Here is an 11678-nt window from a genome sequence, read left to right on the forward strand (position 1 = left end):
CGCCGACGCCCGGCCTGCTTCAGTTCAGCCCGAGCGCCTCGCGCCACAGACTGGCCACGACGCGCTCGTCGTACGAGCGCACCCGGTCCCGGGCCAGGGCCGAGAGCGCGTCCCACCGCGCGTCGTCGGCGGTCGCCTCCAGCACCCGCCGCGCCGCGGCGTCGGTGTCGTCGAGCACGAACTCCTCGCCGAACACGCCCCTCGCGCCGGGCCGGTCCCAGACGAGCGGGACCGCGCCCGAGACCATGCCCTCGGCGGGCGCGAGGTGGAAGCTCTCGGTGGTGGACGGCGAGAGCACCCAGCCGATCTTCGTCAGCCACGAGCCCATGTCCGCCCCGAAGGGCTCGAAGGCGACGGCCTCGCGCAGCGGACCGGCGCCGAGGCGGGCGAACAGGTCGAGGTAGCCCTCGCGCTGGAGGGGTTTGCGCCACTCGTGCGGGTACTCCCACGGCATGCGGCCGCGCACGTGCAGGGTGAACCGTTCGTCATGGGCGCGCAGGATCTCCAGCAGGTCGACGGCCCGGTCCAGGCGCTTGCGCAGCGGCACCACGCCGACGAGGCCGAGCCGGAACCGGCGACCGGGCAGGCCGGGACGGTCCAGGTCGGCCACGGACACGGCGTTGGGGATCACCGAGACCCGCGCGGGGTCGATGGGCAGGTGCTCGCGCACCAGGTCCCGGTAGAGATCGGAGACGGTCACGAGGCGGTCCACGGCGTCGGTCTCGAGCGCGGAGAGCCAGCCGCCGCGCAGCTCGAACATGTGCAGGCGGACCACGAGTCGCTGGCCGGGGCGCTTGTGGCGGGCGTACCAGACGGCGTTGGGGCCCGCCCACTCGCACACGACGACGTCGGCCCACTCGACGAGGCGGCGTGAGGCGGCCTCGTCGTGGCGGTGCAGGCCCTGCCAGTGGTCGATGCGCAGCTCGACGCCCGGGTCGTCCCGCAGCAGGTCGACGAGCTCGCCCGCGAACTTCAGGTCGTGGCCGGCCAGGACCACGCGGGTGCGTGACCCGCCGCGGGCGGGCCGTCGGTCGAGCAGACCGAGCCGGTCCATGACGCGCGTCAGGGCACGTGCGCGCGCGGTCATGCGGTAGGGGGCGGCGGCCTCGACGACGCGTCGCGAGAGGGTCGGCAGGTCGTGGCGGGCGGCCGCGATGCGGGCGGCCACATCGCGGGCCGAGTCCCTCACCCCGTCCACGAACAGGGGGTAGTCGGCCCCCAGCAGCTCCTCATGCGCCACGGTCCGGTTCAGGAGCGGCGGCACTCCGACCGCGCAGCTTTCCAGCACCTTCGTGGAGATCTCGAGCGAGAGGTCCAGGGCGGGGGCGCGCCAGCCCAGAGAGACGTCCGCGGCCGCGGTGCGGGCCATGGACTCCTCGCGGGAGAGCGCTCCGGTCCACTCGAAGTCGGGCCGGTCCGCCTCGAGGCGGGAGCGCATCGCCGCAGCCCAGCCGGGCCGGTCCCGCTCGGGGTGGACCTTGTCCCCCACCATCGTGAGCGTGGCCGGGACACCGGCCTCATGGAGGGCGGTCAGCACGTCCGGCATGAGGTCGGTGCGCCAGTCGTGGGCGAACTTGCCCGTGTACACGAGACGCACCGGGCCGTCGGCGGGCACCTCGGCCCGTTCGGCCGGAGCGAGCGCGTCCGGCACCATCGGCGAGAGCAGCTCGGTGCGCCCGGCGGCGGCCGGGACCATCGCCTCGAGCACGGCGCGGGCCTGGGGCGTCTGGGCCAGCATCAGACGGCTCGCCGCGGCAATGCGGCCGAGCTCCTCGACGCGCCCGGCCGGGAAGCCGTCCTCCACGTAGCCGTACTCGGTCACGTAGGACCACAGCCGCCCCGGGAAGGCACCGCGGTCGGCGAGCTCGAGGCAGGCGTGGATGCCGCGCACGAGCACCACGTCGTACCGGGACTCGTCGTCCCGGCGGGCCAGCACATCCGCGGCACGGGAGGGGGTCATCCCCCCCTGCCCGGCCGCCGGCTCGGCGGGGAGCACGCGCACCCCCGTCAGGGCGCGCAGCGGAGCGGTGAGCAGGTCCCGGCGTTCGACGGCCTTGAGCTGGACGTCCACGCTCGCACCCGTGCGGGCGAGGGTCTCCGCCAACGAGGGCAGCCACGTGGCGGAGCCGTCGATGACGTTCAGGTCGACGTCGCCGTAGAGCAGGACGCGCACGCCGGCGGCGTCGGTCAGGCGGTCGGGGTGCTGCGTGTTCATGCGCTCTCCTCCGGGCAGGCGGCGAGGACATCGGCGATCCCCTGGGGTGCGTCGCCCGGGTCCTCGGTGAAGTGCAACGGCGTCCGGCCCGCGCCGGCCTCGACCACGATGACGTCCTCGGCGTGCAGCAGGGCGAGGGCCCCGAGCCGGTGCCGGTGACGGCCCCGGGAGAGCACCCAGACGGTGACCCCGCGCGCGGCGGCCGCGCTCACGGCACCCCGCAGCTCGAGGTAGAGGGCCGCGCCGGCGGCGTCGAGGGCCCCGGCCCACGGTCCGTCCACGCCGTCCACGTCCACGACGACGGCCTCCACGCGTTCGGCCACCGCGCCCGCGGTGCCCGGCACGAGCGGCACGACGCGGTGCCCGGCGGTCGCGAGGGCCGCGCGCACGTCCGGGGCTGCGACGACGCCGACGGCCCGCCCGCCCTGCTCGGTGCGGGACGTGTCGGCCAGGCCCAGGGCCCGCTCGAGACGGGCCGCGGCCTCCGGATCGGCGCCGACGGCGGCGGCACCGCGGCCGGTGAGGGAGGCATTGCCGGGGCGGGCACGGGCCTGCCCGCCCGCCAGGCCCAGGGCGTCAACCGGCCGGGCGTGCGCCGGAGGGGCGCCCCAGCGGATGCCGAACACGCCGCGGACCTCCTCGGCCAGCTGCGGCGGCAGCCTGCGCAGCAGCGCGCCGCCGGTGCGGCGCACCCGACGGCGCTGTTCGGGCGGCAGCAGGCGAGCGCCCGCGCGCGCGACCCGACGGATGGACTTCCCAGCTGGCATCAGAACCGTTCCTCGGTGTCCCGGTGGAGTGCACCCGGCCGGGTGCGGCGGCGTCAACCCTAGCAAGGGGCCGACGTCGGGCTCAGCGACCGGCGACGCGGCGCAGCAGGCGCTCGTAGCGGCGGGCCACGGCCGGCAGGTCGGCGTGGCGGCGCACCCAGTCGCGTCCGCCCGCGCCGACGTCGGTGCGGTGCGGATCGTCCGCGAGCGCCGTCAGGTGCCGCACCAGGTCGTCCACGTCCGGGCCGATGACGTCGGCGCCACCGGCCGCCTCGAGCGTGCGGGCGGCCTCCCCCGTCACCAGGCCCGTGACGTGCCGGCCGACGGCGAGCACCTCGTAGGTCTTGGAGGGCACGGTGTGCCGGAAGCTCGGCCAGTCGGGACGCAGGGCCACCACCAGCGTGTCCGCCCACGCGTACTGCTGGGCCACGGCCGAGCCGTGGACGGGTCCGAGGATCTCGGCCGGCGAGCCGAGCTCGGCGTTGCGGGCCTCCAGCGCCGGACGCCGGGTCCCCTCCCCGACCAGCCGGACGCGCACCCCCGGCCGGGTGCGCCGCAGCGTCGCCGCGGCGTCGACGAGCCGCTCGAGCCCCTGGCTCTCGCCCATGTTGCCCAGGTACAGCACGTGGAGCTCACCGGCGGGCCGCTCGCGCCGCGGCGCCACCGCCAGGCGAGCCAGGTCCACACCGTTGCCCAGGGTGCGGACCACCCGCACCCCGCGCCCGCGCAGCGTCTCCGCGAAACCGTCCGTGACGGTCACCACGAGCCGGGCTGCGCGCTGGCCGCCGGTCACGACGCGTTCCATCGCGACGCCCAGCAGGCCCTGGTGGACCCCGGCCTCGTGGGCGAGATCCGGCCAGGCGTCGCGCATCTCCAGCACGAGGGGACGGCGCCAGAGGCGGGAGAGCACGACGCCGGGCACCACCACGGGCAGGGCGGGCACGGTGGCCACCACCACGTCCGGGCGTCGGGTGGCCATCCCACGGGGGATGGCGAGCAGCGCGTGCACCACCGCTTCGGCGAAGCGGCCGTTGCGGCCGGCCTCCCCCAGGGGCAGGCGAGGCGTGGGCAGGACACGTTCGCCGTCGGGCCCGGCGAAGGGGCGCACACCCCCGGGCGCGACGACGTCGACGTCCCAGCCCGCCGACCGCAGCGCCGCCACGACCGCGCCCCAGCGACGCGCGGGAGGGGTGCGCTCGGGCCGGTAGGAGTGGGAGACCAGCAGCAGGCGGGGGCGGCGCGACTCAGTCGTCACAGGGGTCCTCCCCGAGGGCGGGTGCGGGCGTGGTGCCGGTCAGCAGGGTCAGCACGGGGGCGGGCCCGCCGGCGGCCTGGGCCTTCTTCTCCTTCTGGGGCTCGTGCTCGTCGACATAGCGCTGGACGTCGTCGTCGGCGAGGGCGGAGCGCAGGTCCGCCAGCTTGTCCTCGTCGAGCTCGACGATGGCGTCGCCGTTCGGGCCCTCCGCGAAGCCCTTGCGAGGCACCGTGAACATCTCGACGTCCTCGCCGCGCACGTCGCGCAGCTGCCACGCGAGCGAGGCGATCACTCCGGACGTGAGCCCCTCGTCCACACCGAGGTGGTCGGAGAACGTGGCGACGACCTCGGTGGTGCGGGCGGGATTGCCCAGGATCTGCGGGCTGAGGAAGCGGTCCATCGCCCCGGCCAGGTAGCGCTGCTGGTTCTTCACCCGGGTGACGTCGCCGTCGTCGAAGGCGTGCCGTTCGCGCACGTAGCGCAGGGCGGCCGTGTCCTGCAGCAGGATGTGCCCGCGCGGGTAGTACGAGGGGTTGGCCTGACCGGAGGAGAAGGCCTGCGGGTTGCAGACCTCGACGCCGCCCAGCGCGTTCGTCACGCCCCGGAAGCCCTGGAAGTCGACCTCCAGGACGTGGTGGATCGGCACTCCCAGCAGCAGCTCCACCGTGTCCACGGCGAGCGCGTAGCCGCCCCTGTCGAAGGCCGAGTTGATCTTCGCCTCGCCGTGGCCGGGCACGGTGACCCACGAATCCCGCAGCACGGACATGACGTAGACCTGGCGACGGTCCGCGGGGATGTGCACGAGCATCATGGTGTCCGAGCGCTGGCCCATGTCCTGCTCGCCCTCGCCCTCGCGGGAGTCGGAGCCCAGGACGAGCACGTTCAGCGGGCCGTTGCCGGCCGCCTGCTCGAGCGCCCCCACGTCCACCGTCTGCCGGTGGTCGTCGAAGGTGCGCCCGAGCGAGCTCGTGTACCAGGCGCCCAGGCCGAGCAGCGCCGCGAGCAGGACGGCGAGCAGGCCGACGACCCACGGCCAGCGCCGGCGGCGCCGCGCGACCGGCGGGGCGTCGTCGCGCGGGGGCTCGGGGCGCGGCAGGGGCTCGGGCGTCCAGGACGCGGCCGGGGGATGGCTCACTCGGGTCTCCTGCTCGAGGTCGGGGGTCAGCCCAGTCTACGGACGCCCCGTCAGGCGTCGGCCGCCGCGGCCCGGCGACGGCGCGGCCTGGGCTGGCAGCGCGGGCACAGGTGGCTCGCACGGTTCATGAACGGCTCGCGCACGATGCGGGAGTCGACCCCCTCGGCGGCGCAGCGGCGACACGGCTGCCCGGTGCGCCCGTAGGCCGCCAGGGAGCGGGCGAAGTAGCCCGATCGCCCGTCCACGTTGACGTAGAGCGCGTCGAAGCTCGTGCCCCCCACCTCCAGGGCCCGGCGCATCACGTCCTGGACGGCCGCCAGGAGGCGCAGCGTGTCCGCCCGGCGCATGCGCTCGGTCGGGCGCTCGGGGTGCAGCCCGGCGCCCCACAGGGCCTCGTCCGCGTAGATGTTGCCGATCCCGGAGACCAGCGACTGGTCCAGCAGCGCGCGCTTGAGGGTGGAGCGGCGCCGCGCCAGGCGCGCGTGCACGGCCGCGGGGTCGAACAGGGGGTGCAGCGGGTCCAGGGCGATGTGGGCGGCGGTGGTCGGGATCCGCTCGCCGCCGGCGGCGTCGTCGGGCCGCAGCGCGTCGAGCCACCAGCCGCCGAAGATCCGCTGGTCCACGAACCGCAGCTCGCGGGCGGAGCCGTCCGCCGCGGTGACGGGCAGGCGCAGGCGCAGGTGTCGCTGGTCGGCAGCCCCCGGCTCGTCCACGAGGATCTGCCCGCTCATCCCCAGGTGCACGACGACGGCGTCGTCGCCCTCGGCCAGGGGCAGCCAGAGGAACTTGCCGCGGCGAGCCGGCTCGGCCAGCCGGGCGCCGCGCAGCCGCTCCCGGAGGGCGTCCGCACCGCCGGGGCTGCGACGCAGCGAGCGGGGGTCGAGGACCTCGAGCTCCGCGGCGACGGCGTCCGTGGCCCACCGGGCCAGGCCGCGCCGGACGACCTCGGCCTCGGGCAGCTCCGGCACGGGCTCAGCGCCCCGCGGCCGGCAGATCCGCCTCGAGGGCGGGCCACGAGGCGGCCGCGGCGTCCCGCTCGGCCTGCTTCTTGGAGCTGGCGACGGCGGAGCCGTACTCGCGCTCGCCGACGACGAGGGTGGCCCGGTAGCGGGGGTCGTGCGCGGGGCCCTGACCCTCGATCGCGTAGCGGACGGCGCCGAGACCGTGGCGGCTGGCGGCCTCGGCCACGACCGTCTTCCAGTCGGTGCTCTCGCGCAGCAGGTCCGGCTCGTCCAGCAGCGGCACCACGTGGCGGTGCACGAGTGCGGCCGCGGCCACGGCCCCGTGGTCCACGTAGACGGCGCCGATGAGCGCCTCGAGGGTGTCGGCGAGGATCGAGTCCTTGTCCGCCCCGCCGGTGCGGCGCTCCCCCGTGCCCAGGCGCACGAACGGGCCGATGCCGATCCGGCGCGCCACCTTCGCCAGGGCACGCGTGGACACGACGGCGGCCCGGCGGCGGGCGAGGTCGCCCTCGGCCAGGTCCGGGTACACCGTGAAGATGTGGTCGGTGACCACGTAGCCCAGCACCGAGTCCCCGAGGAACTCGAGGCGCTCGTTGGTGGGCAGCCCGCCCTGCTCATAGGCGAACGAGCGGTGCGTCAGAGCACGTTCGAGCGTCCCGGCGGTGATGTGCACGCCGAGACGCTCGAACAGCTCTTCTGGCTCGGGCGCGGGCTCAGGCCCGCGGCGAGCCGTTGGGGACGCCATCTCAGGCGTCGGCGACCTTGCGGCCCTTGTACTCGAAGAACAGGGGGGTGCCGGCGGCGTCGGTCTTCAGCTCGGCCTGGTGGGGCAGGCGGTACGAGACGCGACCGTTCTCGACGGACTTCACCAGGGCGGGCGCGGTGGCCTTCCACTGCGACCGGCGGGCACGGGTGTTGGCACGGGACATCTTCCGCTTCGGGACTGCCACGACTATCTCTCTTCTGTCTCGGTGATGGAGGTCTCTGAGGTGCCCGCGAGGTGGGCCAGGGCGGCCCAGCGCGGGTCCACGCGCTCGTGGGCGTGCCCCTCGGGCGCGTCCTCGAGGCGGATGCCGCAGTCGGCGCACAGGCCCTCGCAGTCCGGCCGGCACAGCGGCTGGAACGGAAGGGCGATGACCACGGCGTCCCGGAACACGGGTTCCAGGTCCACGGTCTCGCGCACCACGAGCGGCTGCTCGCCGGCGTCGTCCTCGGACGTGCCGGTGAGGTACAGCTCCTGCAGGTCCACGGTGATCCCCTCGTGCAGCGGGCGCAGGCAACGGCCGCACTCGCCCTTCAGGGTCGCGTCCGCGGTGCCGGTGACGAGGACTCCCTCGTGCACCGACTCCAGACGCAGGTCCAGTTCGACGGGGTCCCCCTCGGGGATCCCCAGCAGCGGCGTGGAGACGCCCGCGGGGGCGGGCCACTCGGCCGTCAGCTCGCGCTGGACTCCGGCCCCGCGCGTCAGATCGCGCACGGGGATCACCCACGGCGAGTCGGCGCCGTGGCGCTGGATGCTGTCCATGGTCGCTCCTCTCGGCGGGTGGGACGGCGGGGGTACACGGCCCGTCCGCACGCCCTCTGCGGGGGTGCGATGCGGCCTGGACACGGGTCCAGCCACGACGGACCGACAGCCCATCCTACCGGGTGGGTCCGCCTCGGCCAAAGCCGTCCGCGGTCCGCGCGTCGTCGGCCCGGCTCAGAGCCCGGCGGTGAACTCCCGGAGCCAGGCCCGCAGGTCGGCCCCGAGGTCCTCGTGCCGCGCCCCGAACTCGATGACCGCCTGCAGATAGCCGAGCTTGTCCCCCGTGTCGTAGCGGCGGCCGTCGAAGACGACGGCGTGCACGCCGCGGCCCTCACCGTCCTCCGTGGCCAGCCTCTGCAGCGCATCGGTGAGCTGGATCTCCCCGCCGCGGCCGGGCGGGGTCTCGTCCAGCACGTCGAACACCTGCGGGGCCAGCACGTAGCGGCCGATGATCGCGAGGGTGGAGGGGGCGTCCTCGCGGGCCGGCTTCTCCACGAGGTCGGTGACGCGGACGACGTCGTCGCCCTCCCCCGGCACGGCCTGCACCGCGGCCACGCCGTAGGCCGAGACGGCCTCCTCCGGGACCTCCATGAGGGCGATCACGGAGCCGCCGAGGCGCTGCTGCACGTCGATCATGCGCTCGAGCAGCGCCTCGCCGTCGCCGATGATGTCATCGCCCAGCAGGACCGCGAACGGCTCCTCGCCGACGTGGCGGCGTGCGCAGTTCACCGCGTGGCCGAGCCCGAGGGCCTCGCCCTGACGGACGTAGTGGATGTCCCCCACCAGGTCCGACTCGTGGATCTGCGCGAGCCGCTTGGCGTCGCCCTTGTGCTCCAGCGCGGCCTCCAGCGCGGGATGGCGGTCGAAGTGGTCCTCGAGGGCCCGCTTGTTCCGGCCCGTGATCATCAGCACGTCCGCCAGGCCCGCACGCCGGGCCTCCGTCACCACATATTCGATGGCCGGCCGGTCCACCACCGGCAGCATCTCCTTCGGCATGGCCTTGGTGGCCGGCAGGAAGCGGGTGCCCAGGCCGGCGGCCGGGATGACGGCCTTGCGGGTGCGAGGGCGGGAGGGGGGCGGGACGGTCATCGGCGGTTCTCCTGCGGTTGATGCGGTGGGACGAGCGGAGGGGTGGCCCGCGGGTGGGCCGGGCGGGGTCAGGCCCCGCCGTCGAGGCCGCGCAGGACCGCGGCCGGGACGAACTCGGCGACGTCGCCGCCGAGTCCATGGACCTCCTTGATGAGCGAGGAGGACACGTGGGTGTACCGGGCGTCGGCCGGGAGGTAGACCGTCTCGACCCCGGTCAGGTGGCGGTTCATCGCGGCCATCGGTGCCTCGAACTCGAGGTCGGCGCCGCCGCGCAGCCCCTTGACGATCGCGTCCGCGCCGATCTGCCGGCAGAACTCGGCCAGCAGGCCCGGGCCCATGGGCCGGACCACGACACCGGCGAGGGAGGACACCGTCGCCTCGATCATGGCGATGCGCTCGTCCACGCTGAAGCGGTACGTCTTGGCCGGGTTGGCGGACACGGCGACCACCACCTCCTCGAAGAGGTTCGCGGCTCGCGCGATCACCTCGACGTGCCCCTTGTGGAGGGGATCGAACGAACCAGGGCAGACGGCACGACGCATGGGTGCCAGCCTAGCGGGGGCCGCGCCGAGCGGCGACGGACGCCCGTCCGGTCCGGCTCCGGCGCGTCGCGGTCGTGACGGACGCGGCATGCGCCGCCGTGTGCGGTCCGCGGCGATGGGTACAGTGCGGCCATGGACGGAACCCAGCCCACCCCCGGATCGGCACGGCACGACGTCGACGTGGACGCGCCGTGGCGTCGCACGGCGGCGGCCGCGGGCCTGCTCGGTGACGTCGGCCCCGTGCCCACCGTGTTCGAGACGATGACGGGCCTCGCCGTCGAGCACGGGGCCGTGAACCTCGGCCAGGGCTTCCCCGACGCCGACGGCCCCGACGCGCTGCTGCGGCTGGCGGCCGACGCCGTGCTGGCGGGCCCCAACCAGTACGCCCCCGGCACGGGCGACCCCGCGCTGCGGCGGGCCGTTGCAGAGCACCGCCGGCGCCACTGGGGCGTGACGGAGGACCCCGCCACGCAGGTCATGATCACCACGGGTGCCACCGAGGGCATCGCCGCGACGGTCCTGGCGTTCGTGCGCCCGGGCGACGAGGTCGTCACGGTCGAGCCGTTCTACGACTCGCACGCCGCCACGATCGCCCTGGCCGGCGGCCGGCACGTGAGCGTGCCGGTGGAGGCGCCGGACTTCCTGCCGGACCCGGCACGGGTGGCCGCGGCGATGACCGACCGCACGCGCCTGCTCATCGTGAACACGCCGCACAACCCCACGGGCGCGGTCTATCCGCGGGAGCTGCTCGAGGAGCTCGTGGCCCTGTGCCGGTCCCGGGGCGTGCTGATCCTCGCGGACGAGGTCTACGACCACCTCGTCTACGAGGGCGAGCACGTCAGCCTGCGCTCGGTCGCGGGCGCCGAGGACATCGCCCTGACGGTCTCCAGCGCGGGCAAGGCGTTCGCGGTCACCGGGTGGAAGGTCGGCTGGCTGACCGGCCCGGCCGAGCTCGTCGGGGCCGCGCGCGCCGTCAAGCAGTTCCTCACCTACTCCTCCGGCCCCGCCTTCCAGCGCGCGCTGGGTGCCTACCTGCCCACCGACGACGCCGAGCGGCACCTCGCCGGCCAGCGCGAGCGGTACCGCGACGCCCGGGATCGGCTCGTGGCGGGCCTGCGGGAGGCGGGCCTGGACCCGGTCGTCCCGGCGGCGGGCTACTTCGTCGTCGTGGACCTCGCCCCGTGGGGTGCGACGGACGCGGCCGAGGCCGCGGTGCGGTGGACGCGTGAGGCCGGCGTCACGGGCATCCCCGTGGGCGCGCTCTGCCGCCCGGACGGAGGCCACCTGCGGTCGTGGCTGCGGCTGGCGTTCTGCAAGTCCCCGGATGCGATCGACGAGGCGATGCGCCGCCTGGCCGAGGCGGCCCCGCGGCTGCGCGCGGCCTGACCCCCGACGCTTTCGTTGACGAAACGGCGGCCCCCGGAGCACTTTCGTTCGGGAAACGGCGGCCCCCGGAGCATTTTCGTTCGGGAAACGGCGGCCGCCGTGCTCGCGGTTCCGTGCTGAGCCCAGTCCGTTCCGCCCTCCCGTCTCCCCGGTGAGAACGGGCCGAGACGCCGCCGTTTCCCGAACGAAAGCAGGCCGACACGCCGCCGTTTCCCGAACGAAAGCGGGTGGGCGGGGTCAGCGCTCGTCCTGCCAGAGGTACAGGGCGGTCTCGCCGTAGACGCGCACCTCGACCTCCTCGAGGCCGCGCGGCCGGCGCGGCGCCACGTCCCGGGCCGCCCGCTCCAGCACGAGCAGCCCGCCCGGGGCGAGCCGCCCGGCCGCCGCCTCCACCACGGCCTCGAGCGGCGGGCCGGCCACCGGGTACGGCGGGTCGGCCAGGATCAGGTCCACGGACACGGCCTCCGCCGCGAGCGCCTGCTCCACGCTTCCGGCGCCCACGCGCACGACGTCGGCCCCGCGCGCCCGGTTGACCAGCGCGGCGTTCGCGCGGCACGCGGCCACGGCCTTCCGGTCCCGCTCGACCAGCAGCACCGATGCCGCTCCGCGGCTGGCGGCCTCGCACCCCAGGGCGCCGGAGCCGGCGTAGAGGTCGAGCACGGCCGTCCCGTCCAGCCAGTCGCGGGCCTCGAGCCAGGAGAACAGGGCCTCCTTGGTGCGATCCGTGGTGGGGCGCGTGCCGGTGCCGGGGACGGCGGTCAGGGGCCGCCCGGCGGCCGCGCCGGCGATGATGCGGGACATG

The 11678-nt window shown here is 75.4% G+C and carries 12 protein-coding genes; 1 reads left to right on the forward strand and 11 read right to left on the reverse strand.

Going from position 1 to position 11678, the window contains the following annotated elements; all coding sequences use genetic code 11:
• Positions 1-19: 19 nt before the first annotated feature.
• The 10 genes from ACFI33_RS01645 to coaD form a co-directional block, all read right to left on the reverse strand.
• A complete protein-coding gene (locus tag ACFI33_RS01645; protein WP_144786199.1) occupies positions 20-2215 on the reverse strand; it encodes a glycosyltransferase in 2196 nt (731 codons plus the stop codon).
• Positions 2212-2982: a hypothetical protein gene (locus tag ACFI33_RS01650; RefSeq protein ID WP_462623686.1), complete on the reverse strand. Its 771-nt coding sequence runs from the start codon at positions 2980-2982 to the stop codon at positions 2212-2214. Before ACFI33_RS01650 ends, ACFI33_RS01645 begins: the two co-directional genes overlap by 4 nt.
• 82 nt (positions 2983-3064) lie before the next feature.
• A complete protein-coding gene (locus ACFI33_RS01655) occupies positions 3065-4237 on the reverse strand; it encodes a glycosyltransferase family 4 protein (protein ID WP_129866816.1) in 1173 nt (390 codons plus the stop codon).
• Positions 4227-5372, reverse strand: a complete 1146-nt coding sequence (locus tag ACFI33_RS01660) for an LCP family glycopolymer transferase (protein WP_170748137.1) — start codon at positions 5370-5372, stop codon at positions 4227-4229. The genes ACFI33_RS01655 and ACFI33_RS01660 overlap by 11 nt, the downstream gene beginning before the upstream one ends.
• Before the next feature lie 50 nt (positions 5373-5422).
• Positions 5423-6340 (reverse strand): bifunctional DNA-formamidopyrimidine glycosylase/DNA-(apurinic or apyrimidinic site) lyase, encoded by a 918-nt coding sequence (mutM, locus tag ACFI33_RS01665; RefSeq protein WP_069941783.1) that lies wholly within the window; start codon positions 6338-6340, stop codon positions 5423-5425.
• A 4-nt stretch (positions 6341-6344) separates the two neighbouring features.
• Entirely contained in the window at positions 6345-7007 is a 663-nt protein-coding gene (gene rnc / locus ACFI33_RS01670) for a ribonuclease III (RefSeq protein ID WP_012750822.1), read from the reverse strand.
• A gap of 73 nt (positions 7008-7080) precedes the next feature.
• Entirely contained in the window at positions 7081-7284 is a 204-nt protein-coding gene (gene rpmF, locus ACFI33_RS01675) for a 50S ribosomal protein L32 (protein WP_002856390.1), read from the reverse strand.
• A gap of 2 nt (positions 7285-7286) precedes the next feature.
• Positions 7287-7859, reverse strand: coding sequence for a YceD family protein (locus ACFI33_RS01680; protein ID WP_087114060.1), 573 nt, complete (start codon positions 7857-7859; stop codon positions 7287-7289).
• Positions 7860-8033: 174 nt separating this feature from the next.
• Positions 8034-8948: a UTP--glucose-1-phosphate uridylyltransferase GalU gene (galU, locus tag ACFI33_RS01685; RefSeq protein WP_159228093.1), complete on the reverse strand. Its 915-nt coding sequence runs from the start codon at positions 8946-8948 to the stop codon at positions 8034-8036.
• Between the two features lie 68 nt (positions 8949-9016).
• Positions 9017-9490, reverse strand: coding sequence for a pantetheine-phosphate adenylyltransferase (gene coaD / locus ACFI33_RS01690; protein ID WP_077365999.1), 474 nt, complete (start codon positions 9488-9490; stop codon positions 9017-9019).
• A 132-nt stretch (positions 9491-9622) separates the two neighbouring features.
• Between coaD and ACFI33_RS01695 the strand changes: the two genes are divergently transcribed.
• Entirely contained in the window at positions 9623-10876 is a 1254-nt protein-coding gene (locus tag ACFI33_RS01695) for an aminotransferase class I/II-fold pyridoxal phosphate-dependent enzyme (RefSeq protein ID WP_462623687.1), read from the forward strand.
• A gap of 237 nt (positions 10877-11113) precedes the next feature.
• Here ACFI33_RS01695 and rsmD read toward each other — a convergent pair whose 3' ends face one another.
• Positions 11114-11677, reverse strand: coding sequence for a 16S rRNA (guanine(966)-N(2))-methyltransferase RsmD (gene rsmD, locus ACFI33_RS01700; protein ID WP_206450477.1), 564 nt, complete (start codon positions 11675-11677; stop codon positions 11114-11116).
• Position 11678: the final 1 nt, after the last annotated feature.

Source organism: Micrococcus sp. PSi08 (assembly GCF_054960655.1).